Source organism: Burkholderiales bacterium (assembly GCA_015075645.1).
GTDB lineage: Bacteria > Pseudomonadota > Gammaproteobacteria > Burkholderiales > Casimicrobiaceae > VBCG01.
The window spans coordinates 322,623-347,563 of the sequence record JABTUF010000005.1 but is presented as its reverse complement, the minus strand read 5'-3'; the positions used below and the strand labels follow the sequence as shown (position 1 = coordinate 347,563).

Annotated in this window: 28 protein-coding genes; 18 read left to right on the top strand and 10 right to left on the bottom strand. The window is 68.8% G+C overall.

Annotated elements, in window-relative coordinates; genetic code table 11:
* Positions 1-13 precede the first annotated feature (13 nt).
* Together HS109_14905 and HS109_14900 are read left to right on the top strand one after the other, a co-directional pair.
* Positions 14-1,717, top strand: a complete 1,704-nt coding sequence (locus tag HS109_14905; protein MBE7523660.1) for an iron ABC transporter permease — start codon at positions 14-16, stop codon at positions 1,715-1,717.
* Entirely contained in the window at positions 1,718-2,596 is an 879-nt protein-coding gene (locus HS109_14900) for a MurR/RpiR family transcriptional regulator (protein ID MBE7523659.1), read from the top strand.
* 165 nt (positions 2,597-2,761) lie between these two features.
* Here HS109_14900 and HS109_14895 read toward each other — a convergent pair whose 3' ends face one another.
* The 3 genes from HS109_14895 to HS109_14885 form a co-directional block, all read right to left on the bottom strand.
* Positions 2,762-4,198 carry a homospermidine synthase gene (locus HS109_14895; protein ID MBE7523658.1) on the bottom strand — a complete coding sequence of 479 codons (1,437 nt, stop codon included), beginning with the start codon at positions 4,196-4,198 and terminating at the stop codon, positions 2,762-2,764.
* 93 nt (positions 4,199-4,291) lie between these two features.
* Entirely contained in the window at positions 4,292-5,221 is a 930-nt protein-coding gene (locus HS109_14890; protein MBE7523657.1) for a hypothetical protein, read from the bottom strand.
* Between the two features lies 1 nt (position 5,222).
* Positions 5,223-6,146 (bottom strand): LysR family transcriptional regulator, encoded by a 924-nt coding sequence (locus tag HS109_14885; protein MBE7523656.1) that lies wholly within the window; start codon positions 6,144-6,146, stop codon positions 5,223-5,225.
* 91 nt (positions 6,147-6,237) lie between these two features.
* On the opposite strand from HS109_14885, the gene HS109_14880 reads away from it, so the two are divergent.
* The 16 genes from HS109_14880 to HS109_14805 all read left to right on the top strand — a co-directional run bounded on the left by HS109_14880 (position 6,238) and on the right by HS109_14805 (position 19,485).
* The gene (locus tag HS109_14880) at positions 6,238-6,927 is read left to right on the top strand and encodes a substrate-binding domain-containing protein (protein ID MBE7523655.1); all 690 of its coding nucleotides are present in this window, start codon (positions 6,238-6,240) and stop codon (positions 6,925-6,927) included.
* 183 nt (positions 6,928-7,110) lie between these two features.
* On the top strand, positions 7,111-7,803 hold the full coding sequence (locus HS109_14875; protein MBE7523654.1) for a 4-carboxy-4-hydroxy-2-oxoadipate aldolase/oxaloacetate decarboxylase: 693 nt from the start codon (positions 7,111-7,113) through the stop codon (positions 7,801-7,803).
* Positions 7,804-7,891: 88 nt separating this feature from the next.
* A complete protein-coding gene (locus HS109_14870) occupies positions 7,892-8,779 on the top strand; it encodes an amidohydrolase family protein (protein ID MBE7523653.1) in 888 nt (295 codons plus the stop codon).
* Complete coding sequence (gene ligA / locus HS109_14865) at positions 8,776-9,168, top strand: protocatechuate 4,5-dioxygenase subunit alpha (GenBank protein ID MBE7523652.1); 393 nt, start codon at positions 8,776-8,778, stop codon at positions 9,166-9,168. The genes HS109_14870 and ligA overlap by 4 nt, the downstream gene beginning before the upstream one ends.
* A 2-nt stretch (positions 9,169-9,170) precedes the next feature.
* A complete protein-coding gene (locus HS109_14860) occupies positions 9,171-10,013 on the top strand; it encodes a protocatechuate 3,4-dioxygenase (GenBank protein ID MBE7523651.1) in 843 nt (280 codons plus the stop codon).
* Positions 10,010-10,960 carry a Gfo/Idh/MocA family oxidoreductase gene (locus HS109_14855; GenBank protein MBE7523650.1) on the top strand — a complete coding sequence of 317 codons (951 nt, stop codon included), beginning with the start codon at positions 10,010-10,012 and terminating at the stop codon, positions 10,958-10,960. The genes HS109_14860 and HS109_14855 overlap by 4 nt, the downstream gene beginning before the upstream one ends.
* 135 nt (positions 10,961-11,095) lie before the next feature.
* Positions 11,096-11,449, top strand: coding sequence for a protocatechuate 4,5-dioxygenase subunit alpha (locus tag HS109_14850; protein ID MBE7523649.1), 354 nt, complete (start codon positions 11,096-11,098; stop codon positions 11,447-11,449).
* Positions 11,450-11,451: 2 nt separating this feature from the next.
* Entirely contained in the window at positions 11,452-12,315 is an 864-nt protein-coding gene (locus HS109_14845) for a protocatechuate 3,4-dioxygenase (GenBank protein MBE7523648.1), read from the top strand.
* A 71-nt stretch (positions 12,316-12,386) separates the two neighbouring features.
* Complete coding sequence (locus tag HS109_14840; GenBank protein MBE7523647.1) at positions 12,387-13,433, top strand: amidohydrolase; 1,047 nt, start codon at positions 12,387-12,389, stop codon at positions 13,431-13,433.
* Between the two features lie 77 nt (positions 13,434-13,510).
* A complete protein-coding gene (locus HS109_14835) occupies positions 13,511-14,701 on the top strand; it encodes an ABC transporter substrate-binding protein (protein ID MBE7523646.1) in 1,191 nt (396 codons plus the stop codon).
* A 103-nt stretch (positions 14,702-14,804) separates the two neighbouring features.
* Positions 14,805-15,671, top strand: coding sequence for a branched-chain amino acid ABC transporter permease (locus HS109_14830; protein ID MBE7523645.1), 867 nt, complete (start codon positions 14,805-14,807; stop codon positions 15,669-15,671).
* Complete coding sequence (locus tag HS109_14825; GenBank protein MBE7523644.1) at positions 15,668-16,669, top strand: branched-chain amino acid ABC transporter permease; 1,002 nt, start codon at positions 15,668-15,670, stop codon at positions 16,667-16,669. Before HS109_14830 ends, HS109_14825 begins: the two co-directional genes overlap by 4 nt.
* Entirely contained in the window at positions 16,666-17,418 is a 753-nt protein-coding gene (locus tag HS109_14820) for an ABC transporter ATP-binding protein (GenBank protein ID MBE7523643.1), read from the top strand. The genes HS109_14825 and HS109_14820 overlap by 4 nt, the downstream gene beginning before the upstream one ends.
* Positions 17,411-18,112 carry an ABC transporter ATP-binding protein gene (locus HS109_14815; GenBank protein MBE7523642.1) on the top strand — a complete coding sequence of 234 codons (702 nt, stop codon included), beginning with the start codon at positions 17,411-17,413 and terminating at the stop codon, positions 18,110-18,112. The genes HS109_14820 and HS109_14815 overlap by 8 nt, the downstream gene beginning before the upstream one ends.
* Positions 18,113-18,125: 13 nt before the next feature.
* A complete protein-coding gene (locus HS109_14810) occupies positions 18,126-18,710 on the top strand; it encodes a hemerythrin domain-containing protein (GenBank protein MBE7523641.1) in 585 nt (194 codons plus the stop codon).
* A 235-nt stretch (positions 18,711-18,945) separates the two neighbouring features.
* Positions 18,946-19,485, top strand: coding sequence for an ORF6N domain-containing protein (locus HS109_14805; protein ID MBE7523640.1), 540 nt, complete (start codon positions 18,946-18,948; stop codon positions 19,483-19,485).
* Between the two features lie 68 nt (positions 19,486-19,553).
* Here the strand turns inward: HS109_14805 and HS109_14800 are convergent, their stop codons facing one another.
* The 7 genes from HS109_14800 to HS109_14770 form a co-directional block, all read right to left on the bottom strand.
* A complete protein-coding gene (locus HS109_14800; GenBank protein MBE7523639.1) occupies positions 19,554-20,504 on the bottom strand; it encodes a LysR family transcriptional regulator in 951 nt (316 codons plus the stop codon).
* 75 nt (positions 20,505-20,579) lie between these two features.
* A complete protein-coding gene (locus HS109_14795; GenBank protein ID MBE7523638.1) occupies positions 20,580-20,741 on the bottom strand; it encodes a hypothetical protein in 162 nt (53 codons plus the stop codon).
* 35 nt (positions 20,742-20,776) lie between these two features.
* Complete coding sequence (locus tag HS109_14790) at positions 20,777-21,286, bottom strand: peptidylprolyl isomerase (GenBank protein MBE7523637.1); 510 nt, start codon at positions 21,284-21,286, stop codon at positions 20,777-20,779.
* A gap of 20 nt (positions 21,287-21,306) precedes the next feature.
* Positions 21,307-21,657 carry a hypothetical protein gene (locus tag HS109_14785; GenBank protein MBE7523636.1) on the bottom strand — a complete coding sequence of 117 codons (351 nt, stop codon included), beginning with the start codon at positions 21,655-21,657 and terminating at the stop codon, positions 21,307-21,309.
* Positions 21,658-21,676: 19 nt separating this feature from the next.
* Positions 21,677-23,545: an adenylyl-sulfate reductase subunit alpha gene (locus HS109_14780; protein ID MBE7523635.1), complete on the bottom strand. Its 1,869-nt coding sequence runs from the start codon at positions 23,543-23,545 to the stop codon at positions 21,677-21,679.
* Entirely contained in the window at positions 23,545-24,024 is a 480-nt protein-coding gene (gene aprB, locus HS109_14775) for an adenylyl-sulfate reductase subunit beta (protein MBE7523634.1), read from the bottom strand. Before aprB ends, HS109_14780 begins: the two co-directional genes overlap by 1 nt.
* Before the next feature lie 53 nt (positions 24,025-24,077).
* The gene (locus HS109_14770; GenBank protein MBE7523633.1) at positions 24,078-24,851 is read right to left on the bottom strand and encodes an adenylyl-sulfate reductase; all 774 of its coding nucleotides are present in this window, start codon (positions 24,849-24,851) and stop codon (positions 24,078-24,080) included.
* Between the last annotated feature and the right edge of the window lie 90 nt (positions 24,852-24,941).

The window sequence follows — 24,941 nt, the reverse complement described above, 5'->3', positions numbered from 1 at the left end:
GGCGCCTCCCGCGATGGCCACCCTCACCACGGCCCTCGGCTCGGCATGGCGCGGGAAGCCACGCGATGCCGGGCTGGGGCCGGTGCTGGTCGTGCTATGGGTGTTGGTTGTCTCGTTCATCCTCTTTCCGCTGTTGCAGCTCGTCACGCAGGTGGTGCACGGCGAGGGCGGCTTCACCGGGAGGATCCTGCGCGATACGTTCGCGCACCGGACCACCTGGGTCGCGCTGCGCAACAGCATCGTGTTGGCGATCCTCGTCGGGGGGATCGGCACCGCGATCGGGTTTGCGATGGCGCTCCTCGCGACGCGGGGGAACCTCGCCAGGTGGGCGCGCCTCGCGATCGACGCCGTCATCCTCCTGCCCCTGGTGTCACCTCCCTTCGCGGTGGCAATCTCCATCATCCTGGCGCTGGGACCGCGGGGGCTCGTCAGCTATTCCGTCTTCGGTCTGGAACATTTCGTCATCTACGGCTGGCACGGGGTATTGATCGCCGAGACCCTGACTTATTTCCCGCTCGCCTACCTGGCGCTGAAGGGCGTGCTCGCCAACGCCAGCGGCAGCATCGAGGACGCGGCGTTCAGCCTGGGCGCGGCGCGCTGGCACGTGTTCCGGACCGTGACCCTCCCAATGGCGATGCCCGGCCTCGCCAACAGCTTCCTGCTGCTCTCCGCGGCCTCGCTCGCCGATTTCGCGACGCCGCTCGTCCTGGCGTCGACCAAGTTCCCCGTCCTGCCGACCCAAGCGTATCTGCAGATCACTGGCATGTACGACCTCGAGGGCGGCTCTGCGCTCGCCTTGCTGCTCGTCTTCCCGGCCCTCGGCATCTACATGATGCAGCGCTACTGGATCGGCGAACGTTCTTACGTGAGCGTATCGGGCAAAGCCGCGTCCGGCGGCGCGCTGACGACCCTCTCGAGCGGCGCGCTGTCGCTGGTCTGGGCGATCACACTCGTGGTGGTGATGCTCGTCGTGGTCTTCTACGGCATCATCGTCTATGCCTCGCTGGTCCAGGCGCTGGGCGCCAATCACACGCCCACCCTCATCCACTACACCACCGCCTTCACCCAGGGATGGCCGGTGTTTCGTGACACGCTCATTGTCGCCGGCATCAGCATGCCGATCGGCAGTGCCTTCGCCGTGATCCTGGGCTATGTGCTGGCACGCTATTCGTTCCCGGGGCGCCGGGCGCTCGAGTTCACCTCGATGCTCGACTACGCGCTGCCGGGCACCATCGTCGGAATCGCCTTCCTGATCACCTTCAGCCGTCCGCCGCTGGTGCTGACCGGAGGTGCGGCGATCCTGGTGATCTGCTACGTCTTTCGTTACAGCCTGGTCGGCACGCGGACGACGATCGCGCTGCTGCAACAGGTCGATCCGGCGATCGAGGAGGCCTCGGCCAGTCTCGGCGCCGGGCCGTTTTCCACCTTCCGGCGGGTCGTGACGCCCCTCGTCCTGCCGGCCTTCGCGGCCGGGATGACGGTGCTGTTCATCCGGGCCATGACGGCGATCAGCGCGACTGTGTTCCTCGTCTCGCTCAACTGGACGCTCGTCACCGTCAAGATCCTGGAGGGCATCACCAACGTCGAGCTGGGCCAGGCCTCGGCCTATTCCGTGCTGGTGATCCTGATCATCTTCGCCGTCGTGGCGCTGACCGGTGTGCTGCTCCGATCGCTCACCCGCGGGATGCGGAGTCCCGGCATGCTACTGGGCGGCTGAATGGACGGCATGGAACCCGGCGCCCCGTGGCCGGAAGACTCCGCGCTGATCGACCGCATCCGGCGGACCTTGGTGCAACTGCCGCGCGCGGAACGGCGCTTCGCGGAGCTCGTGCTCGACAAGCCGAACGTCACCGTGACCTGGACGGTGACGGACGCGGCGAACTTCGCTGGCGTCAGCGAGCCCTCGGTGATCCGGTTCTGCCGGCGGGTCGGCTGCGCCGGATTTCCCGATTTCAAACTGGAGCTGGTGCGCGCGCTCGCCAAGTCGCGCACCGAGGACCGCTCCGAGTTCGAACCGCGCGATCCGCTTGCCGGCATCGTAGGCAACGTGTTCGACCGGGCCGCAAGCTGCCTCGCGGACGCGCGGCGCGATCTCGATCTCGATGCCGTCACGCGCGCGATCGACAGGATCGCCACGGCCCGCCGGCTGGAGATCTACGGTTTCGGCATTTCAGGCTTCATCGCCAGCGACGTCCAGCACCGCATGTCCAGCATCGGCGTGAACGCGGTCGCCTATTCGGACCCCTACCTGCAATCGGTGGCGGCCCCGCTGCTCACGCCCGCCGATGCGATGCTGGCCCTGTCGCTGTCGGGACGAACGGGTTTCCTCGTCGAGAGCGCGGCGATGGTGAAGTCGACCGGCGCCCGGGTCATCGCCCTCGCTCCGGCGGGCTCGCCCGTTTCGGAGGTTGCCGACATACAGATCCACGTCAACTTGCACCGGGAGGACCGCCCGTTCGTTCCCCTCACGGCGCGCCTCGCCTTCCACGCGGTCCTGGACGCGATCGTCGCCGGTGTGGCGCTGCGCAGGCCATCGAGGCGACGAGCGCGCCGGGACGGGCGCCCCGCACCCCCGGGGCGGACGGCGGCCCGGTAGGAAAGGGGGCGGCTTCGACCGCGAATCGCGCCGGACTCCGCGGGCTGGCCCGGCCCGGAGAGCGACACGCGCTCCCACGCAGCGCATCCGAGCGTGCGCGCGAACGGACGCCAGCGAGCACTCGGAACGTTCATCGCGCGAGCCGTGCGACGCGCGTGCTCCGATCTATCGGACGATGACGTTGCGGAACTGCCACGGATCGTCGAGATCGAGATCCTCGGGATAGAGTCCATCGCCGCGGTTGTCGAGCGGCGTCCAGTCGGTGTAGGCGCCGACCAGCTTGCCGAGGTAGGACTCCTGGATCGAGAGGATGCGGTCGTGGTCGAGTTCGTCGGCCTCGACGACGCCGCGGCGCGGGTTCTCGATCGCCCAGATCATCGCGGCCACCACGGCCGAGGTGACTTGCAGGCCGGTCGCGTTCTGGTAGGGCGCGAGCGCGCGCGCGTCGTGGATCGTCAGGTGGCTGCCGTACCAGAACGCGTTCTTCGCATGCCCGTAGAGCAGCACGCCCAGTTCGTCCATGCCGTCGACGATCTCGTCGTTCATCACGCGCACCGACTCCGGGTGGCGCAGGTTGTGACCCTGGAATTCGTGCAGCGACAGGATCGTGTCGTCGCAGGGGTGGTAGGCGTAGTGGACCGTCGGGCGATAGACCGCCTCGCCGTCCTTCTCGATGGTCAGGTAGTCGGCGATCGAGATCGACTCGTTGTGCGTGATCAGGTAGCCCTGGATCGGGCCCGCGTTCGGGGTCCAGGAGCGCACGCGCGTCGTCGCGCCCGGTCGCGTGAGGAAGATCGCCGCACGGCAGCCGTGGACGTGGAACGTGGCCTCGGGCGGGATGTGGCGCTCGTGCGTGCCCCAGCCCAATTCGGCGGGCTGCAGCCCCTCGGAGAGGAATCCCTCGACCGACCAGGTGTTGACGAACTCGTTCGGCTGCTTCGGGATGTCGGCCCACTGGGTGTCGCGCTCGGCGATGTGGATGCCCTTGACGCCCAGGTCGCGCGAGAGTTCGGCCCACTCCTCGCGTGTCTCGGGCGCGACGGTGCGACCGAGGTCGGCGGCGAGCCGCACCAGCGCGTGCTTGTACAGGTGGCTCACCATGCCGGGATTCGCGCCGTGCGCGATGACCGCGGTCGGGCCGTCGCGGTGGATTCCCCGGACCTCCTCGCGCAGCGCGTAGTTCGTGCGCATCGCGAGCGGCTTCGACCGGTCGAGGTAACCGCCGGCCCACGGTTCGATGCAGGTGTCGATGTAGAGCGTCCCGATGTCCTTGCACAGGCGGATGAGCGCTGCGGACGACACGTCGACCGACAGGTTGACGAGGAAGCCGCCGCGGGCGAGCGGCGTCAGCATCTTGCGGTAGTTGTCAGGCGTCAGCGCGCACTTGATGAAGCGCACGCCTTCGAGTTCCGCCAGCCGCCGCGCGCTGTCGTCGGGGTCGATCACGACGATCTTCTTGCGCGGCGAGTTGATGTGCCGCAGGATCAGCGGCAGCGCGCCCTTGCCGATCGAGCCGAAGCCGACGATGACGATCGGTCCGTTGAATTCCGCGGTCGCGGGCGAGGTCGGCAGGGAGGGCGTGGGGGTCTCGTTCGTGGCCATGGCGTCCGGGTCGTGAGAGGCGAATCGTCGGCGCGTCGTCGCGCCCCCCGAATATACGACGGATGCGCGGCCCGCCCCGTGGACGGTGATGCGTCAGCTTCGCGGGCCGGACCCGCGATGCTCACGCCGTCCCGACATCACGAAGCCCCAGAACGAGAAGGCGCTCCCCGGCGGGAACCGGACGAGGCGGTCGACCTCGCCCAAGAGCAGCATGTCGACGAGCGCGTCGACGAAGCCCTCGACCGCGTTGGAGCCGAGGTGGAGTTCGCCCGCGCCCGCCGGGCGGAAGCGCTTCGGCCAGGTCACGACGCCGGGCAGCACGCGCCTGAGCATTGCATCGATCTCGCCGCTGTCGGTGCTCAGGAACACGACGGGCGGCGTGTCGCTCTCTTGCGCGAGCGCCGCCACTGCCGCTCGCACGTCGTCGGCGATGGCGAGGAGCGTCTGACCGGGTCGGTGCCAGTACGGTGCGTGCGTCCCGATGTCGCCGCCGTTGCCGTGCCGCACGTGGACGCCGACCGTCGGGCGTCCGGCGAATCGCTCGCGCACGAACCGTTCGACCGCGTCGCGCACGTCGTCGCGCACGCGAAGCGAGGACAGGAGGCGCCTGCTGGTGGGGGCGTCTGGGGCGAGCGGCGCGATGCAGCCGTCGAACACGACGACCGGGGCGGCGACGTCGGCGCCGGAAGCGATCCGTTCGACGACCTGCGCGTGGTTGCATCGCTCGCCCGCGACCGGCGCGTCGGCGAGCATCGCGCCGGTCCATCCGATCGGCCAGGTCGGCCCGGAGATCTCGAATCCCCGTCCGGCATCGACGACTTCGGTCGCCACGCCGTCCCAGACCATGGGTGCGGTGAAGGCGAGCGCGAACAGGTTGTCGCTGGGAGCATACGCGGTGAAACGCCAGTCGATCACCAGAGCGCGATTCGTCGCCTTCGCGTAGCGATGCGCCGCGAGCAGCGACACGAGGCAATCGCCCAGTCCGGTCCAGCGGCGCGCGACGACGATGCGGCGATCGCGCACGTCAGCGGTGGGCGCGACGCGGCGGGTCGTTCCGGGACAGGGCCGCCGACACGAGTTCGGTCACCATGGCCACCGCGGCCTCCTGGACCGGCGTCGCCGGTCGCTGCGACGAGACGGCGATGGCGAGCGAACTCGTCAGCGCGGGACGCACGATCGGACGCGCGACGAGCTTGTGCGCGACCTCGGCCGTGCTCGCCGCCCGCCGCGACAGGATCGCGTGGCCCTGGCCTTCGGCGACGAGTTCGAGGATCGCACCGACGGCGTCGACCTCGAGCACGACCTGCGGCCTCGCGCCGATCGACGCGAGCCGCGACTCGACCAGCGCCCGGATCGTGTGTGGACGGCTCGGAATGACGAGCGGATAGTCGGGGAGTTCGCGGAGCTTCACCGTGGCCGCAACGCGCCGCGTCGTGCGCCGGCTGACGAGGCACAGCGGCTCCTCGATCAGCGGCGTCAACGCGATCGCGGGCGAGGGGGCCGGGTTGTAGGGCACGCCCACGTCGACGCGGCCGACCGCGACCCATTCGAGGATGTGGACCGACAGTCCCTCGACGATGCTGATCGACGCTTTCGGATAGAGGCGGCGGAACTCGCGCACGATCTGCGCGGTGTGCGCGCGTGCGAGGGTCGGCGGCAGTCCCAGCACGACCTGCCCGACCGGCGCCCCCTTGACGTCGTCGACCTCGCGGCGCGCGCGCTCGACCTGCTGCAGGATGCTCCGGGCGTGCACCAGCAGGCGCTTGCCCGCCTCGGTGGGCGTCGCGCCGCGGCCGTTGCGCAGCAGCAGGTTCTGGCGCAACTCGACTTCGAGCGAGCGCACCTGCCGGCTGATCGCGGGCTGCGCGACACCGAGCATCCGCGACGCTCCGGTGAAGGTGCCGAGGTCGACGACGGCGACGAAGTATTCGAGCTGCTTCAGGTCCATGATCCGATGCCGGGACGGCATAGCTGTTAGTCTACCCATGCGCCTGTCCGCGGGGGCGGCGCCGGCGCACACTGGGAGCCACGCCCACGCCATGAACGCTCCGCTCGCGATCGTCTCGTCGATGGCCACCCGGCAGGTGCTCGCCGAGCTCCTCGCCGCGTACGAGAGCCGCGCGGGCCAGCCGGCGGCCTTGTCGGCGATGGGCGGCGTCGACGCGGCGAAGCGGCTGCGCGCGGGCGAGGCGTTCGACGTGGCGATCCTCGCGTCCGATGCGATCGGGGAACTCGCTCGCGAGGGCCGGCTCGTCCCGGGCAGTCGCGTCGATCTCGTGCGCTCCGGCGTGGCGATCGCGGTGCGCGCCGGCGGGCCGCGGCCGTCCATCGCCACCGAGGACGACGTGCGGCGCGCGGTCCTGGACGCCCGCGCGATCGGCTATTCGACCGGACCGAGCGGAGTGAGGCTCGCGAAGCTGTTCGAGCGCTGGGGCATCGCCGGTGCGATCGCCGAGCGGATCGTGCAGGCGCCGCCCGGTGTTCCGGTCGGCACGCTGGTGGCGCGCGGCGACGTGGATCTCGGGTTCCAGCAGCTCTCCGAACTCCGGGACCTCCCGGGCATCGACGTGCTCGGACCGCTGCCCGATCCGATCCAGATCGTCACGACCTTCTCCGGCGCAGTGACGGCGACCTCGGCACGGCCGGACGCGGGGCGCGCGCTGCTCGCCTACCTGGCCTCGCCTTCGGCGGACGTCGCCAAGCGCCGCCGCGGGATGGAGCCCGCGTAGCCGTCCCGCACGGTCGAGACGCTTGGCATGCCGATCCGGCATAACTGATAGTGCCGGCATAGCGCTTTTCAACCGATGGCCCGGGGGGCACACTGTCCGGAACGACAGGATCGCGGGCCGCGCCCGCGGTTCGTGGCGCCGCGAGGGCCGTGTTCCGGGCGGCGCAACCATGAAGGAGAGGGCATGAGCGAGTTCGGCAGGCTGGGCGTGGCGGTGCGCACCATCGCGCGCGCCGACGCGGGCGCGGTCGATCGCCTCGCGCGTGCCGGGGTGGCGACCGTGCACGAGGCCCAGGGCCGCACCGGCCTCATGAAGCCGTACCTGCGTCCGGTCTGGCCGGGCGCGGCGGTGGCGGGGACTGCCGTCACCGTGCTCGCGCACCCCGGCGACAACTGGATGCTGCACGTCGCCGCGGAGTTGCTGCGACCGGGCGACGTCTGCGTGGTCGCGGTCACGACCGACAACGACGACGGCATGTTCGGCGATCTCCTCGCGACCTCGTACCGGGCGCGCGGCTGCCGCGGTCTCGTCATCGATGCCGGCGTGCGCGACGCGGCCGTGCTGTCGGCGATGAAGTTCCCGGTGTGGTCGAAGGCGATCCACGCGAAGGGTACGGTCAAGGCGACCGTCGGGTCGGTCAACGTGCCCGTCGTCTGCGCGGGGATGCTGGTGAATCCGGGCGACGTGGTCGTGGCAGACGACGACGGCGTGGTGGTCGTGCCGCGCGAGCGCGCCACGGCCGTCGCGGACGCGGCACAGGCGCGCGAGCAGAACGAGGAGGCCAAGCGTGCGCGCCTCGCGGCGGGCGAACTCGGGCTCGACCTCTACGGCATGCGCGAGCCGCTGGCGAAGGCCGGCCTCAAATATGTCGACTGACATGACCGCGCGCACGGGCGAGGTCCGCGGGCCGGCAGCAGAAGCCGCGCAAGGTTCAGCGGCGACCCCGCGCACGACCGGGCAGCAGATGGACGCCGATTGGATCCCGTTCGACCCGAATCCGTCGAAGCCGCGCTTCCGGCCGCCGCCGGGCGCGGTAGACGCGCACTGTCACGTGTTCGGGCCGGGCGACGTGTTTCCCTGGGCGCCGGAGCGCAAGTACACGCCCTGCGACGCGCCGAAGGAGAAGCTCTACGCGCTGCGCGACTTCCTCGGGTTCGAGCGCAACGTGGTCGTGCAGGCCACCTGCCACGGCAACGACAACCGCGCGCTGGTCGATGCCCTGCTGCACTCGCAGGGCCGGGCGCGCGGTGTCGCGTCGGTCGCGCGGGGCGTGAGCGACGCGGAACTGCGGGCGATGCACGAGGCGGGCGTGCGCGGCACGCGCTTCAACTTCGTGCGCCGGCTGGTCGACTTCACGCCGCGCGAGGTGCTCGTCGAGATCGCGCATCGCATCGCGCCGCTGGGCTGGCACGTCGTCGTCTACTTCGAGGCGAAGGACCTGCCCGAGCTGCGGGATTTCTTCACCGCGCTGCCGACGGTCGTCGTCGTCGACCACATGGGCCGGCCGGATGCGGGGAAGCCCGTCGACGGCCCGGAATTCCAGCGTTTCGTGACGCTCATGCGCGAGCACCCCAACGTCTGGTCGAAGGTGAGCTGTCCGGAACGCCTGTCGGTGTCGGGGCCACCCGGCTACGACGACGTGGTGCCGTTCGCGCGGCACCTCGTCGAAACCTTCCCCGACCGCGTGCTCTGGGGCACCGACTGGCCGCACCCGAACATGAAGTCGCACATGCCCGACGACGGGAAGCTCGTCGACTACGTCCCGCGCATCGCGCCGACGCCCGAACTGCAGCGCGCGCTCCTCGTCGACAACCCGATGCGACTCTACTGGAACGACGCGCGCCCGACATGAAATACAACGAAGCGTTCAGGGACATTCCCGGCACGACGGTGTTCGACGCGACGCAGTCGCGGCTGGGCTACCACCTCAACATGTTCTGCATGTCGCTGATGAAGGACGCGAACCGGAAGGCGTTCAAGGCGGACGAGCGCGCCTATCTCGAGCGCTTCCCGATGACCGGCGAGCAGCGGCAGGCGGTGATCGACCGCGATTACAACCGGATGATCGCGCTCGGCGGCAACATCTACTTCCTCGCGAAGATCGGCGCGACCGACGGCTTCTCGTTCCAGAACCTCGCCTCGAAGATGACCGGGATGCCTGAGGACGAGTACAAGGCCATGATGGTCGCCGGCGGACGTTCGCCTTCGGGCAACCGCAGCAAGTCGGATCCGGCGCGATAGCGATGGCGCGCATCACCGCCGGCGTCACGACCTCGCACATCCCCGCGGTGGGCGCGGCGATCGACCTCGGCAAGACGGGCGAGCCGTACTGGCAGCCGGTGTTCGCGGGCTACGAGTTCTCCAAGCGCTGGATCGCCGGGCACCGGCCCGACGTCGTCGTGCTGGTCTACAACGACCACGCGTCGGCGTTCTCGCTCGAGATCATTCCGACCTTCGCGATCGGCTGCGCCGAGTCGTTCGCCCCGGCCGACGAGGGCTGGGGCCCGCGGCCGGTGCCGGTCGTGCGGGGCCATCCGGAACTCGCCTGGCACATCGCGCAGTCGACGATCCTCGACGAGTTCGACATGACGATCGTCAACCGGATGGACGTCGACCACGGGCTCACGGTCCCGCTGTCGCTGATGTTCGGACAGCCGGCGGCGTGGCCGGTGAAGGTGATTCCGCTGGCCGTGAACGTCGTCCAGTATCCGCCGCCGACCGGACGCCGCTGCTGGAACCTCGGCCGCGCGATCCGCAAGGCGGTCGAATCGTTCGACCGGGACCTGAACGTGATGGTGTGGGGCACCGGGGGCATGTCGCACCAGTTGCAGGGTCCGCGCGCCGGCCTCATCAACCGCGTGTTCGACACCGCGTTCCTCGATGCGCTCACGCGCGACCCGCAATCGCTGGTGCGAAAGCCGCACGTCGAGTACGTGCGCGAGGCGGGCTCGGAAGGCATCGAACTCGTCATGTGGCTCGTCATGCGCGGCGCGCTCGACGAGCGGGCGCGCGAGGTCTACCGCTTCTACCACGTCCCCGCGTCGAACACCGCGGTCGGGCACATCATCCTCGAGAACCCGTCATGAAGCTCTGCCTCGCCGGCGCCGGCGCGTTCGGCATCAAGCATCTCGAAGCGCTGGCCAGGATCGACGGCGTGCAGGTGACCTCGCTCGTCGGCCGCACGCGCGAGCCGACCGCGGAAGTCGCGCGCCGCTTCGGCATCGGCCACGTCGCCACGGACCTCGCCGAGAGCCTCGCGCGAAGCGACGTCGACGCCGTGATCCTCGCGACGCCGACGCCGATGCACGCGAGCCAGTCGATCGCCTGCCTCGAGGCGGGAAAGCACGTGCAGGTCGAGATTCCGCTCGCCGACTCGCTCGCCGGCGCACAAGCCGTGCTCGCCGCCCAGCGCGCGTCGGGCAAGGTCGCGATGGTGGGGCACACGAGGCGGTTCAATCCGAGCCACCAGTGGGTGCGGCGGAGGATCCTCGCCGGCGAGTTCCACCTCCAGCAGATGGACGTGCAGACCTACTTCTTCCGGCGCCGGAACATCAACGCGCTCGGCCAGCCGCGCTCCTGGACCGACCACCTGCTGTGGCACCACGCGGCGCACACCGTGGACCTGTTCGCCTGGCAGGCGCGCGGCGAGGTGATCACCGCGCATGCGGTCCAGGGTCCGATGCACCCGGAACTGGGCATCGCGATGGACATGTCGATCCAGTTGAAGAGCTCGACCGGCGCGATCTGCACGCTGTCGCTGTCGTTCAACAACGACGGGCCGCTCGGGACCTTCTTCCGCTACATCGGCGACACCGGGACGTACATCGCGCGCTACGACGACCTCGTCGACGGCAAGGACCGGAAGATCGACGTCTCGAAGGTCGACGTGTCGATGAACGGCATCGAGCTGCAGGACCGCGAGTTCGTGGCGGCGATCCGCGAGGGTCGGGAGCCCAACGCGAGCGTCGCGCAGGTGATGCCCTGCTACCGGACCCTGGCGAAGCTTGAGCGGGACCTGGCGCAGCAGCCCTGACGGGGAGGGGCTTGGCGATCGGTTGACGCGGAGCAAGGCCGGCGGCCCGGGCGAAACGCAGACTGGACCGATCGCGGAGGGCGGCGCCCCTATGGGGACCGGACCGCGACCACGGGACACCCTGAGGAGACGGACATGGGTACAGGCAAGCGGGACTACGGCATACCGGGAACACCGATCTTCGACGGGCACATGGCTCAGAAGGGCTACGCGCTGAACGCCATGTGCTACTCGTTCAACTCGGCGGAGAACCGCGAGGCGTTCAAGCGGGACGAGGACGCGTACTGCGCGAAGTTCGGGCTCTCGCCCGAGCAGCGCGCGGCGGTCGCGCACCGAAACGTGCTGGAACTGATCGCGGCGGGCGGCAACATCTACTACCTCGCGAAGTTCGCGGGCATCTTCGGGCTCGACGTGCAGGATGTCGGGGCGCAGCAGACGGGCATGACGAAGGACGCCTTCAAGGCGAAGCTCGTCGAGGCGGGGAGGTAGCCATGGCCACCATCGTGGGCAGCATCATGACGTCGCATGTTCCGGCGATCGGCGGCGCGATCGCGAAGCACCGTGAGTCGGAGCCGTACTGGAAGCCGTTCTTCGACGGCTATCCGCCGGCGCGCGCGTGGCTCGATCGCGTGAAGCCCGACGTCGCCGTCGTGTTCTTCCAGGACCACGGCCTCAACTTCTTCCTCGACAAGATGCCGACGTTCGCGGTCGGTGCGGCGCCGGAGTACCGCAACACGGACGAGGGCTGGGGCATTCCGACGCTGAAGCCGATCCAGGGCGATCCGGCCCTGTCGTGGCACGTCATCGAGGCGCTCGTCGCCGACGAGTTCGACATCACGACCTGCCAGGAGATGAAGGTCGACCACGCCCTCACGTTGCCGATGGCGCTGCTGTGGCCCGGCGGCGGCGACTGGCCGGTGCGCGTCGTCCCGATCACGATGAACCACGTGCAACATCCGCTGCCCTCGCCGAAGCGAAGCTGGCGGCTCGGCGAGTCGGTGGGTCGCGCGCTGCGGTCGTGGAAGAGCGACGCCCGGATCCTCGTGATGGGCACCGGAGGCCTGTCGCACCAGCTCGACGGCGAGCGCGCCGGCTTCATCAACAAGCCGTTCGACCTGATGTGCATGGACGCGCTCCTGACCGACCCGCTGAAGCTGACCCGCTACTCGGCGCTCGACCTCGTCCGCGAGGCCGGCGCCCAGGGCACCGAATTCATGGCGTGGATGGCCGCGCGCGCGGCGCTGCCCGGTCGCGTGACCAAGGTGCACTCGAACTACCACGTGCCGATCTCGAACACGGCGGCGGGACTGATGGTGTTGCAGAACGACGACGCCGCGCTGGCGAAGGCCGCGTAGGCTGCATCGCCCCGGGCCGCGCGCCGCTGGCGGGCGCGCGGCCGGGGGCACGAGACGGGGATGGACCACCGATGATCATCGACTGCCACGGCCACTACACGACGGCGCCCGCCGAACTCGAGGCCTGGCGCAAGCGGCAGGTCGCCGCGCTCGCGGATCCGTCGAAGGGTCCGCGGCGTTCCGAACTCGTGATCCGCGACGACCAGATCCGCGAGAGCCTCGAGAACGCGCAGCTCAGGATGCAGCGCGAGCGCGGGACCGACCTCACGATCTTCTCGCCGCGCGCGAGCTTCATGGCGCACCACGTCGGCAACGAGCAGACGAGTCGCGAGTGGTCGGAACTGTGCAACGACCTCGTCCATCGCGTATGCCAGCTCTACCCGGACAACTTCATCGGCGTCTGCCAGTTGCCGCAGTCGCCTGGCGTGAAGCCGGAGAACTCGATCCCCGAACTCGAGCGCTGCGTGAAGGAGCTGGGGTTCGTCGGGTGCAACCTCAACCCCGACCCGTCGGGCGGTCACTGGACGGAGCCGCCGCTCACCGACCGCTGGTGGTATCCGCTCTACGAGAAGATGGTCGAGCTCGACGTGCCGGCGATGGTGCACGTCAGCACGTCGTGCAATCCGGCGTTCCACGCGACCGGCGCGCATTACATCAATGCCGACACGACGGCGTTCATGCAGTTCCTGACTTCGGACCTCTTCCGCGACTTCCCGACGCTCCGGTTCATCATCCCGCACGGCGGCGGCGCGGTGCCCTACCACTGGGGCCGCTACAAGGGCCTCGCGCAGGACATGAAGCGCCCGCCGTTGAAGGAACTGGTGCTGAACAACGTCTGGTTCGACACCTGCGTCTACCACTATCCGGGCATCGAGCTCCTGACCAAGGTCGTGCCGGTCGACAACATCCTGTTCGCCTCGGAGATGGTCGGCGCCGTGCGGGGGATCGACCCGGATACCGGCCACCACTACGACGACACGCGCCGCTACGTCGACCAGGTGCAGGCGCTGTCCGCGGAGGACCGGCACAAGATCTTCGAAGGGAACGCGCGCCGCGTGTTTCCCCGGCTCGGCAGCCGCAGTGCACGTGCGGTCAACGCCGCCGCACGGCGCGGCTGACGTTCGCTTCGCGCCATCGACGCGCCCGAGCAACGCGACGCACGACCCGCCCCACCACGACTCGAAGGAGGAGAACCATGAAGAACCGCTTCCAGCCTGCTCGCCGCCGCGTGCTGCAGGGCGCCGCCGGCGCCGCGGCGCTCGGAGCCCTGCCGCGCTTCGCGTTCGCCCAGAACGCGCCGGTGAAGATCGGCCTGATCCTGCCGATGACCGGCCCGTTCGCGTCGACCGGCCGGCAGATCACCGCGGCGTGCCGGCTCTACATGGCGCAGCACGGCGACAGCGTCGCCGGCCGCAAGGTCGAACTGATCATCCGTGACGACACCGGCCTCGCGCCGGAGACGACCAAGCGCATCGCGCAGGAGATGGTCGTGCAGGACAAGGTGACGGTGCTCGCCGGCTTCGGCCTGACGCCGCTCGCGTTCGCGGCCGCCCCGGTCGCGACCGAGGCGAAGGTGCCGATGATCGTGATGGCGGCGGGCACGCAGGTGATCCCGCAGCGCTCGCCGTTCATCGTGCGTTCCGGGTTCACGCTGCCGCAGAACACCGCGCCGGTCGCGCTGTGGGCCTCGCAGAACAACCTGAAGCGCGTGTTCACGCTCGTGACCGACTACGCGCCCGGCCTCGACTCCGAGAAAACGTTCCTCACCCGGTTCAAGGAAGCCGGAGGCACGATCGTCGAGTCGGTGCGCACGCCGCTGCGCAACCCCGACTACGCGCCTTTCCTGCAGCGCGCGAAGGACTCGAAGGCGGACGCGCTGTTCGTGTTCGTCCCGTCGGGCGAGGGCCTCGCGCTGATGAAGCAGTTCGACGAGCGGGGATTGAAGCAGGCCGGGATGAGGATCATCGGCCCCGGCGACGTCGTCGACGACGACATCCTCGTCAGCATCGGCGCGCCCGCCGTCGGCGTCATCACGTCGATGCACTACTCGGCGGCGCACGATTCGCCCGAGAACAAGACCTACGTCGCTGCCATGATGAAGGCGAACCCGGGCATGCGCCCGAATTTCCACTCGGTCGGCGGCTTCGACGGCATGCACCTGATCTACGAGGCGGTGAAGAAGGCGCCCGGCGGCACGGGCGAACAGCTCGTGAACGCGATGAAGGGCATGAAGTGGACGAGTCCGCGCGGGCCGATGTCGATCGATCCCGCCACGCGCGACGTGGTCCAGACGGTCTATCTCCGGGAAACCAGGATGGTGAACGGAGAGCCGTGGAACATCGAGTTCGCGAAGTTCGAGAACGTCGGGCCGGGAGGCCAGATTTGATCGGCGCGGAACGCGCCTCGGCGATCGCACCGCGCAGGACCGGGCGGCGGGCGGGCACGCCGCCGGCCGCCCGGTCGCGGATCCCGCTCCGGGCGGGCGCGCCATGATCGGCAACGCGCTCGGCGTCCTGTTCGACGGCATCGCCTACGGCAGCCTGCTCTTCGTCATCAGCATCGGCCTGTCGGTCACGATGGGCCTGATGAACTTCGTCAACCTCGCGCACGGCGCCTTCGCGATGCTGGGCGGCTACGCCTGCGCGGTGCTGATGAACCGGGCGGGCGTCCCGTTCCTCGCGACGCTCCCGGTCGCGTTCGTCGTGGCGGCGCTCGCGGGCATCGTGCTCGAGCGCACACTCTACGTGCGCCTGTACCGGTCGACGCCGCTCGACCAGGTGATGTTCACGATCGGCCTCGTGTTCATGTCGATCGCCGCGACGACGTACTTCTTCGGACCGTCGCAGCAGCCGGTGCACCTGCCCGACTTCCTGCGCGGGCAGGTCCAGGTGGCCGGGATCGGGCTCGGCGCCTACCGCATGTTCCTGATCGCGGTCGTCGCCGTGATCACGCTCGCGCTGCACCTCTTGCTCGTGAAGACGCGCTTCGGCGCGCAGGTGCGCGCGTCGGTCGACAACGCGGTCGCTTCCTCGGGGCTCGGCATCAACGTGAACCGGGTGTTCGGTGTCACCTTTGCGCTGGGCTCGGGCCTCGCGGGCCTCGGCGGCGCGCTCGGCATCGACGTGCTCGGGCTCGATCCGACGTTCCCGTTCAAGTACATCGTGTACTTCCTGCTCGTCGTCGCGATCGGCGGCGCGGGCACGATCAAGGGCGGACTCGTCGCAGCGATCGTCCTCGGCATCTGCGACGTCGCCGGGAAGTACTACGTCCCGGAAATCGGCTCGTTCATCATCTACTTCCTGATGGTCCTCCTGATGATCCTGTTCCCGGCGGGGCTCTACGGGAGGCGGGCGTGACCGGGGCGGAGGCGTCGATCGCGGACGCCTTGCCCGCAGCGCAACTCCCCACCGACCGCTGGCGCGCGTCCGAGATCGTCTTCTGGATCGCGCTGGTGGCGGTGTTCTTCGCGTTTCCGCAGCATCGCGTGCTCGCGAGCCAGATCCTCGTCACCGGCCTGTTCGCGGTGTCGCTCGACTTGATCCTGGGCTACGCGGGCATCGTGTCTCTGGGCCACGCGGCGTACTTCGGCATCGGCGCGTACACCGCGGGTGTGCTCGCCGTCCACGGCTGGGGCGAACCGATCTCGGGCCTCGTCATCGCGGCGGCCGCCGCCACGGTGGTCGGCTTCGCGACGAGCTTCCTCGTGGTGCGCGGCTCGGACCTCGCGCGCCTGATGGTCACGCTCGGGATCGGGCTCATGCTCTACGAGGCGGCGAATCAGATGTCGTCGATCACCGGCGGCGCCGACGGGCTGTCCGGCGTGGCCATGAACAGGCTCTTTGGGGTGTTCTCCTGGGACCTGGCCGGCAGCACGGCGTACGGCTACAGCCTCGTCGTGGTGTTCCTGATGTTCGTGATCGCCCGACGCATCGTCGCCTCGCCGTTCGGGCTGTCGCTTCGCGGCGTGCGCGAGAACGTCAAGCGGATGCCGGGGATCGGCGCGCCGGTCCAGCGGCGCCTCGTCGCCGTCTACACGGTGAGCGCGACCTTCGCCGGCGTCGCGGGCGCGCTGCTGACGCAGACGACGCAGTTCGTGGGCCTCGACGTCTTCGGATTTCCGCGCTCCGCCGACCTGATGATCATGCTCGTCCTGGGTGGCATCGGGCGGCTCTACGGCGGGCTCGTCGGCGCGGCGGTGTTCATGGTCGCGCACCACTGGCTCTCCGACCTGAACCCGATCTACTGGCAGTTCTGGCTCGGCCTCCTGCTCGTGCTTGTCGTGCTGTTCGCGCGCGGCGGCATCCTCGGTGCGCTCGATTCGCTTCGCACCCGATTCGCGAGGAGCGGGCGGTGACGGCGGCGCTGCGCACCGAACGGCTGTCGAAACACTTCGGCGCCTTCAAGGCGGCGAGCGAAGTGTCGCTCGCGTTCCCACGCGGCGTGCGCCACGCGCTGATCGGCCCCAACGGCGCGGGCAAGACGACGCTCATCAACCTCCTGACCGGTGTGCTGCCGCCGACCGGAGGGCGCGTGTTCCTCGGCGACGAGGACGTGACAGCGCTGCCGCCGCACCAGCGGGTCAAGCGCGGCGTGACCCGCACCTTCCAGATCAACACGCTGTTCGGCAGACTCTCCGTGCTGGAGTCCGTCGTGCTCGCGGTGAGCGAGCGCAAGGGGCGCGCCGGCGTCTGGCACCGGACGGTCGCGTCCGGTCGCGGGGAGGCCGAGGAGGCGCTCGCGCTGCTCGCGACGCTCCACCTGTCCGCGGAGGCGAACACGCTGACGCGAAACCTGCCCTACGGCAAGCAGCGCCTGGTCGAGATCGCCCTCGCGCTCGCCACCAGGCCCTCGATTCTCCTGCTCGATGAGCCCGCGGCCGGCATTCCTGCGGGCGAGAGCGCGGAACTCTTCGAAGTCATCGCGAAGCTGCCGCGCGAGGTCACCATCGTGTTCATCGAGCACGACATGGGGCTCGTGTTCCGGTTCGCCGAGCGCATCACGGTGCTCGTGGGCGGGCGCGTGCTGACCGAGGGCGCGCCAGACGAGATCCAGCGCGATCCGCGCGTGCGCGAGGTGTACCTCGGCGAGGCGCAGCATGGCTGAGCTCTTGCGCGTCGAGCACCTGACCGCCGGATACGGCGAGGGCGTCGTCCTCGACGACGTGTCGTTCGAACTGGAGGAGGGCGACAGCCTGGCGCTGCTCGGCCGGAACGGCGTCGGCAAGACGACGCTCCTCGTCACGCTGATGGGGCTCACGCACCTGCACCGCGGGACGCTCCGCTGGCGCGGCGGCGACCTCGCCGCGCTGCCGACCCACGCGCGCAGCCGGGCAGGACTCGGATGGGTGCCGCAGGAGCGGTTCATGTTCGCCTCGCTCACCGTCGAGGAGCACCTGACCGCGGTGGCGCGACCGGGGAAGTGGGACCTGCGCGGCGTCTACCGCGTGTTCCCGCGGCTCGAGGAGCGCAAGGCGAACCTCGGCAACCAGCTCTCGGGCGGCGAGCAGCAGATGCTCGCGATCGCGCGCGCGCTGATGGTCAACCCGTCGCTGCTCCTGCTGGACGAGCCGATGGAAGGGCTCGCGCCGATCATCGTGCAGGAGCTGATGAACGTGATCCGCGAGCTGGTGGTCGAGAGCGGCATGGCGGTGATCGTTGTCGAGCAGCACGCGAAGCTCGCGCTGTCGCTGACCCGGCACGCGATCGTGCTCGATCGCGGGCGCGTCGCGCATCGGTCGTCCAGCGACACGCTGCTCGCCGACCCGGCGACGCTCCAGAAGCTGGTCTCGGTGGCGTGATCGGAGAGGGCCGGTGAAATCGCTTCGCATCATCGAGGACGAGCACCGCGCGATCACCGCGGTGATCGAGGGCCTGCGGCACCTCGTCGCGGCGATCCGCGACGGCAGCATGGCACCCGACCACGGATTGCTCGGCGCGCTGTTCCACTACATCGAGGCGTTTCCGGAGAAGCTGCACCATCCGAAGGAGGACGACTATCTGTTCGCGCGGCTGCGCCTGCGGCGTCCCGGGGCAGCGCCGGTCCTCGACGCCCTGTCGCGCGAGCACACCGTCGGCAACGAGCGCTTCCACGATCTCGAGGCGATGTGGGAGCGATTCCGTGCCGACCCCGGCGCGCTCGACACCTTCGCCGACGGCGTCGAGCGTTACGCGCACTTCCACTGGAAGCACATGCGAAAGGAGGAGGACGAGGTCTTCCCGCTCGCCCGCGAAGCGCTCACCGCGGAGGACTGGACGGCGATCGATGCCGCGTTCGCGTCGAACGAGGACCCGGTCGTCGGCGTGCCCGCGTCGAAGGCGTTCCGCGAACTGTTCCGCCGGATCGTCGCGATCGCGCCGCCGCCGTGGGGCGTGGGGCCGGAGGCGAAGCCGCGCTGAGGGTGCAGGCCCCGTCGGCCGCGGTCCCGGCTCGTGGCCTGTGGCAGCCTTCGGTCCGCAGCGCGTCGGACCAGTGGCGCGGTTGCCAACGGTGCCTTGCCGCCACGACTCCCGGGCATGCCGCTGCCTCCCCGCCTTCATCGTCCACGTGGACGATGGACGGGATCACGCCGGTTCGCTCAATCTGGTGCCGTGATCGAGGAATGACGCCGCGAGGAGGCGAACGAGCCTTCGGATGCCGCCCGCCAGACCCAAGACCGAGAACCTGGCACCGCTGATCTTCCTGGCTCGAGGGGAGAAGGTGCTGCTCGACACTGACCTGGCCGCGCTCTACCGCGTCCCGACGAATGCCCTGAATCAGGCAGTCAAGCGAAATCGGAGCCGGTTTCCCAGCGACTTCATGTTTCGCCTGACAGCGGAGGAATACGACCGCGTCCGCGAGCGACCGCACATGTCATCACAATCTGTGATGACATCCCCGCGTCGACGGGCATACCGCTACCGCCCCTACGCCTTCACCGAGCAGGGCGTGGCCATGCTCTCCAGCGTCCTGCGCTCGGCGCGCGCGGTCGAGGTGAACATCGCGATCATGCGCACCTTCGTCCAGTTGCGGCGCCTGATGGACTCCAATCGCGACCTCGCGAGAAAGATCGAGGCCATGGAGGAGAAGTACGACGAGCAGTTCTCCGTGGTGTTCGATGCCATCAAGAAACTCATCGCCGCCGACGATGCGCGCAAGGCTCTACCCACGCGCCGCATCGGCTTTGTCGCCTGACCGCCCCACGCTCCTGAACCGAACTTTCGCGGAAAGTCGCCCATGTCGGGTCTGACCGCGCATCCTGACTACTGCTCGTTGCGCGCCTCGCAGGCGAGCGCCTCGGCATCCGCTTCGTCGCCGACAGTCGAGTCCAGCCGCAGCTTCGCGAACTGGACGAAGGCGCCGACGAGGCCCGACTGGATGCGCTCGCGCGGATAGACGGCCGTGAGTTGCCGCGTGATCGGCGGCGAGAGCGGGATGCCGGCGAGCAGGCCCAGGCGCACTTCCTTGCGGATCGAGACGCGCGACATGATCGCGATGCCCATGCCCGCGGCGACGAGCCCCTTGAGCGCTTCGGGACTGCTCGCCTCCATGACCACGTTGAGCGTCGCCGGTTCGATCCCGGCCTGCGTCAGGTAACGGTCGATCACCTCGCGCGTGCCGGAGCCCTGCTCGCGCGTGAGGTAGGCGTGCTCGACGAGGGCGCCGGCAGCCACCGACTTCCGTTGCGCCAGCGAATGGCGCGGCGTGCAGACGACCTGCAACTCGTCGCTGCACAGCCGTTCGCCCGCGAGCGTCGGCAGGTACGAACCGCCCTCGATGAATCCGACGTCGAGTGCCCGGTCGCCGAGGCGCTGCTGGACGACCTCGGAGTTGCCCGCGAACAGGCTCGGCACGACGCCCGGGTAGGCCGCCTTGAACTCCCCGAGGATCTGCGGCAGCAGGAAGTCGGCGATGGTCGTGCTCGCACCGATCAACAGCGGACCGGCGACCTGGCCGCCCAGGTCCTTCAGGCGCGCATCGAGCTCCGCGGTCAGCCCCAGGATCTTCTCGGCGTAGCCGAGGGCGACCACGCCCGCGGGCGTGAGGCTGATGCGGCCGTGGGTGCGGTCGAACAGCCGGGTGTTGAAGTGGTCTTCGAGCTGGCGGATCTGGAAGGTCACCGCCGGCTGCGTCATGCAGAGCGCTTCCCCCGCCTTGGTGAACGAGAGATGCTTCGCGACCGCGTGGAACACCTGGAGCCGCCGATCCGCCATGCCCGGTCCCCGTTTCGAGGGGACTATTCAAGCACAAAACCGGCGCCCCCCGGGGCAGGGGCGCGCCGTGCGGCGCTACGGTTTCTTCGGCGTCTTGTACTCGACTTCCTTCTGGAACTTCTTCCAGATGGTCTCGAAGCCGACGAAGCCCTTCTCGTTCGGCGGCATCTGCCGCGTCGTCACGTAGGGCGTCACGCCGTCGGGGACCTTGGCCGGTGGGGGTTTGTGGTCGCTCATGGTTCGCCTTTGCAGTTGCGGATGAGGATTGCCGTTCACACCGATCGCAGCAGCGACGCGTCGACGTCGGCGCCCTTCGCGATCGTCCCGCCCGCGCGCGTCTCGTCGTCGGTGGCGTCGCGCACGTTCAGGATCTCGAGCGCGAACACGACCACGCGGCCGCACAGCGGGTTGTTGCCGTCGACCGTGAGCGTGTCGTCGTCCAGGTGGGTCACGACGAAGCTGCGGGTCTCGCCCCGGTCGTTCTCCATCAGGATCGACGTGCCGACCTTCCGATACTCCTCGGGGACGTTCTCGATCCGGTCGGAGAATACGAGCGACTCGTCGCGCGGGCCGAAGATGTCGTTGCCGTCGATCGGCACCTCGATGACGTCGCCGGCGGACTTGCCTTCGAGCTGCATGTGGACCGCGGGGGCGAGGATCTCGTTGTGCCCGTGGACGTAGCCCAGCGGAAATTCGACCTGCGTGAGGACGTGGCCGGTCTTGCGGTCGGTCACCTTGTAGGTGAGTTCGACGAACTTGCCGGTGCGGATGACCTCGCTCACGTCAGTCTCCGGCTCGCCGATCAGAAGATGGAAGCGCCGAAGATCCGGAGCTTGCCGTCCTCGTAGCCCAGCACCAGCCGGCCGAGCCATTCGCCCGGCTTCCTGGTGCTTCGCTGCCGGAACAGCACCGTCACATGCTCGCCGCGCCGGATGGTGCCGAGCGCGTCGAACTCCGCCGACAGGTTGCGCGCGAGTTCGCTGTGCGCGAACTGGTGGCCGGCCGCGACCTGATCCATCGCGCGCGCGAGCGAACCGGAGAAATTGCGCGAGAACTCGCCGTACTTGCCCTCGTTCGAGTACTTGACGAGATCCCCCCACAGCGGCTTCGCCAGCGCCAGGATCTCGTCGTCGGTCTTCTCGGTGAGGTTCACGCGCGCGCGGCGATCGCTGCTACTTCTCGTCGGCCACGAGGTGGTAGCAGGGCGCCTTCTCCATCGTGTATTCGCCGGTCTTCGGGTCGCGGCGCGACACCGTCAGCACGTGCCAGTTCGCGTCGTCGACCTTCATCGCGTCACCGCGGTAGTAGTAGCCCGGCCAGCGCGTCTCCTTGCGGAACAGCGTGTGCTGGGTGACGCACTCGGCCGCGCGGTGGCGGTGCTTCAGCTCCCAGGCGCGCAGCAGTTCGTGGATGTCCTCGGCGGCGAGGCTCTGGAGATCCTCCTCCATGATCGCGAGCTTCTTCAACCCGATGTGCAGCAGCTTCTCGTTGGTCATGTAGTTGACGCTCGCCCCGCCGCAGTACTCGTCCATCAGCTTCTGCAGCCGGTCCAGCCCCTGCTTGGGGTTGATGTAGTGCGGGTTGACCGAACCGGCGACGATGGCGTTGCGGTAGATGCGGTAGTGCTCGAGCGGCTTGTAGATCTCCTCCTTGCGGCGGTCGATCTGGGCTTGCGAGACGACGATGCCCTCGCCCTTGCCGTCGTCGATGTACTTGCAGGCCGCCTTGGCGGCGAGGCGCCCCTCGGTGAACGACCCCGACGAGAACGCGTGCGGCGTGCCGCCCACTGCGTCGCCGGCGCCGAAGAGGCCCTCGACCGTGGTCATGCGGTTGTAGCCCCAGAAATACTCAGGCGGCGAGAGGTCCTCCGGACCCGAGCACCACGCGCCCGAACCGGTCGCGTGCGAGCCCATGACGTAGGGCTCCGAGGTGGTGAGTTCGGGGTTCTCGTTCTTCGGGTCGACGTCGGTCGCGGCCCACAGCACCGCCTGGCCGACCGTCATGCCGAGGAAGTTCTCCCAGCCGACTTCCTCGAGGTGCGGGTCCTGGAAGGCGCGCATCGTCACCATGTGGATCGGGCCACGGCCCGCGTTGACCTCGCTGATCAGCGCGTGGTTGCGCAGGCAGGTGGGAATCGGCCGATGCGTGAGGTGCGAGGCTTCCGGGTCGAGGTACTCCTTGCCGACCATCTTCTGCAGTTCGGGGAACCACTTCGACTCGTACTCCTCGCCCAGACCGTTCTGCGTGTAGGTCTTGAGGTGCAGGAAGTAGGCGCCGACCGGGCCGTAGCCGTCCTTGAACCGCGCCAGCACGATGCGGTTCTCCATCTGCGTCATCTTGGCGCCGGCGTCGATCAGGAGGCCGTAGGCGGATGCCGACGACCACGGCGCGTACCAGGTGCGGCCGGAGCCTTCGCCGACCGAGCGCGGCTTGAAGATGTTGGACGCGCCGCCCGCGCCGCAGATCACCGTCTTCGACTTGAACACGTGGTAGTCGCCGGTGCGGACGTTGAACCCGACCGCGCCCGCCACCCGGTTCTCCCGGCTCTCGTCCATCAACAGATGGGTGACGCAGATGCGGTTGAACACCTTGTCCGCGGACTTCTTCGCCGCTTCCGCGACGATCGGCTTGTAGGACTCGCCGTGGATCATGATCTGCCAGCGACCTTCGCGCAGGTACCGCCCGGTCTTCGGGTCCTTCATGATCGGCAGGCCCCACTCCTCGAACTGGTGCACCGTCGAGTCGACGTGGCGCGCCATGTCGAACAGCAGGTCCTCGCGCACCATGCCCATCAGGTCGATGCGGGCGTAGCGGACGTGGTCCTCGGGGTTGTTCTCGCCCCAGCGCGTGCCCATGTAGCAGTTGATGGCGTAGAGGCCCTGCGCGACCGCGCCCGAGCGATCGATGTTCGCCTTCTCGGCGATGACGATCTTCTTGTCCTGCCCCCAGAAACGCGCCTCCCAGGCGGCGCCCGTGCCGCCGAGTCCCGCGCCGACGACGAGGATGTCGATGCCGTCTTCGATGATGGTTTCGTAGGCCATTAGTAGGACACCCCTTTTTTGAGCTTCAGGCCGGCCGTCGCGAGCGTGCGCAGCCCGTCGCCATCCATGCGGATGTACTTCGGCTCGTTGTAGAGCAACTCGCTGTCGCGCATCTCCTTGCTGGGCGCGGGAACGTCGGCGAGCTTGGGAATCGCCTGGCCCCAGGGCTTGGTGGTGATGGGCGACAGGAAGTTCTTCTCGGTGCCGTTGCGGAACTTGATCCGCCACGCGATCGTGCCCTTCTGCTCGTCGCGGTGGACGCGCACGCTGTGGCCGAGCGGGGCGAAGTCGGCGTAGCCGCGCACGTCGATCGCGTGCTGCGGGCAGGCCTTGACGCAGGAGTAGCACTCCCAGCACATGTTCGGCTCGATGTTGTAGGCGCGCCGATAGGTCTTGTCGATGTGCATGATGTCCGAGGGACAGATGTCGACGCAGTGTCCGCATCCGTCGCACCTCGTCATGTACACGAAGGTAGGCATGGTGACTCGCTCCTGGTTCGGTTCCGCGGGCTTCCGGCGGGCGGGTGTTCGGGTCAGTAGTGGCGCGGCGCGTCGCGCTTGATGCCGAGGCCCATGTCCATCGGGGCGTCGCGCAGCAGTTCCATCGAGTGCCGTTCGCGCTGCGCGGGGTCGTCGCGGGTCTGCAGCGGCAGGTTCATGTTCGTGCCGTCGGCCTCGGCGATCCGCTTGTCGAACGCCGCCGCGGGCTTGAAGAACATGTGCGCGAATTTCGACCAGTACACCCCGACGAACAGCACGGTCGTGGCGAGGAGGTAGAGGCCGAAGAAGACGCGGGACGCCGAACTGCCGCTCGCCTGCAGCCCGGCCCACAGGACGCCGAGCGTGACGCTCGCGAGGAGCGAGAGGACGAAGAGGTCGGCGCGCATCAGCCGCAACGGCGATTGGCCTTCGGCTGCGACGTCCACGCGGATGAAGAACCAGAACCAGTAGCCGCCCACCATGACCATCAAGGCGCCGAGCCACCAGAGCTGCGGCACGATCGACGGCGTCGTCGTCGCGGCGGTCGGATAGCAGTACACCATCAGCGCGGTGGTGACGAGGTACAAGATGAACCCGTACATCGCGAGCAGGTGGGCGACGCGGCGGCGCGGGTTGCAGAATTCGCCCGACGCGAGGACGTCGACCGCCAGCGTCCTGGCCGCGATCGCCGCCTTGTTGACCGGCTTCCCCCGGGCGCGCGTCTTGCGCGCATTGGCGAAGAAGTACTTCGCGCTGCCCTTGTGGATCATGTCGAGGACCGTGCCGACGATGACCGCCAGGACCATCAGGCCCACGTACCACTGCATGAATCCGGCGGGCAGACTCTCGGATACCGCCGCGAAGGCGTTGCTGCTGAACATCGGGGGTCCTCCCTGCGGGACGATCGGTCGAATCAA

Bases quoted from the DNA above. Each gene is read 5' to 3' on its own strand.
- HS109_14905 (MBE7523660.1), top strand. From the start codon at position 14: ATGGCCACCCTCACCACGGCCCTCGGCTCGGCATGGCGCGGGAAGCCA.
- HS109_14795 (MBE7523638.1), bottom strand. From the start codon at position 20,741: ATGAGCGACCACAAACCCCCACCGGCCAAGGTCCCCGACGGCGTGACG.
- HS109_14805 (MBE7523640.1), top strand. From the start codon at position 18,946: ATGCCGCCCGCCAGACCCAAGACCGAGAACCTGGCACCGCTGATCTTC.
- HS109_14835 (MBE7523646.1), top strand. From the start codon at position 13,511: ATGAAGAACCGCTTCCAGCCTGCTCGCCGCCGCGTGCTGCAGGGCGCC.
- HS109_14770 (MBE7523633.1), bottom strand. From the start codon at position 24,851: ATGCAGTGGTACGTGGGCCTGATGGTCCTGGCGGTCATCGTCGGCACG.
- HS109_14895 (MBE7523658.1), bottom strand. From the start codon at position 4,198: ATGGCCACGAACGAGACCCCCACGCCCTCCCTGCCGACCTCGCCCGCG.
- HS109_14880 (MBE7523655.1), top strand. From the start codon at position 6,238: ATGAACGCTCCGCTCGCGATCGTCTCGTCGATGGCCACCCGGCAGGTG.
- HS109_14840 (MBE7523647.1), top strand. From the start codon at position 12,387: ATGATCATCGACTGCCACGGCCACTACACGACGGCGCCCGCCGAACTC.
- HS109_14830 (MBE7523645.1), top strand. From the start codon at position 14,805: ATGATCGGCAACGCGCTCGGCGTCCTGTTCGACGGCATCGCCTACGGC.
- HS109_14800 (MBE7523639.1), bottom strand. From the start codon at position 20,504: ATGGCGGATCGGCGGCTCCAGGTGTTCCACGCGGTCGCGAAGCATCTC.
- HS109_14850 (MBE7523649.1), top strand. From the start codon at position 11,096: ATGGGTACAGGCAAGCGGGACTACGGCATACCGGGAACACCGATCTTC.
- HS109_14900 (MBE7523659.1), top strand. From the start codon at position 1,718: ATGGACGGCATGGAACCCGGCGCCCCGTGGCCGGAAGACTCCGCGCTG.
- HS109_14885 (MBE7523656.1), bottom strand. From the start codon at position 6,146: ATGGACCTGAAGCAGCTCGAATACTTCGTCGCCGTCGTCGACCTCGGC.
- HS109_14855 (MBE7523650.1), top strand. From the start codon at position 10,010: ATGAAGCTCTGCCTCGCCGGCGCCGGCGCGTTCGGCATCAAGCATCTC.
- HS109_14845 (MBE7523648.1), top strand. From the start codon at position 11,452: ATGGCCACCATCGTGGGCAGCATCATGACGTCGCATGTTCCGGCGATC.
- aprB (MBE7523634.1), bottom strand. From the start codon at position 24,024: ATGCCTACCTTCGTGTACATGACGAGGTGCGACGGATGCGGACACTGC.
- HS109_14875 (MBE7523654.1), top strand. From the start codon at position 7,111: ATGAGCGAGTTCGGCAGGCTGGGCGTGGCGGTGCGCACCATCGCGCGC.
- HS109_14780 (MBE7523635.1), bottom strand. From the start codon at position 23,545: ATGGCCTACGAAACCATCATCGAAGACGGCATCGACATCCTCGTCGTC.
- HS109_14870 (MBE7523653.1), top strand. From the start codon at position 7,892: ATGGACGCCGATTGGATCCCGTTCGACCCGAATCCGTCGAAGCCGCGC.
- ligA (MBE7523652.1), top strand. From the start codon at position 8,776: ATGAAATACAACGAAGCGTTCAGGGACATTCCCGGCACGACGGTGTTC.
- HS109_14860 (MBE7523651.1), top strand. From the start codon at position 9,171: ATGGCGCGCATCACCGCCGGCGTCACGACCTCGCACATCCCCGCGGTG.
- HS109_14815 (MBE7523642.1), top strand. From the start codon at position 17,411: ATGGCTGAGCTCTTGCGCGTCGAGCACCTGACCGCCGGATACGGCGAG.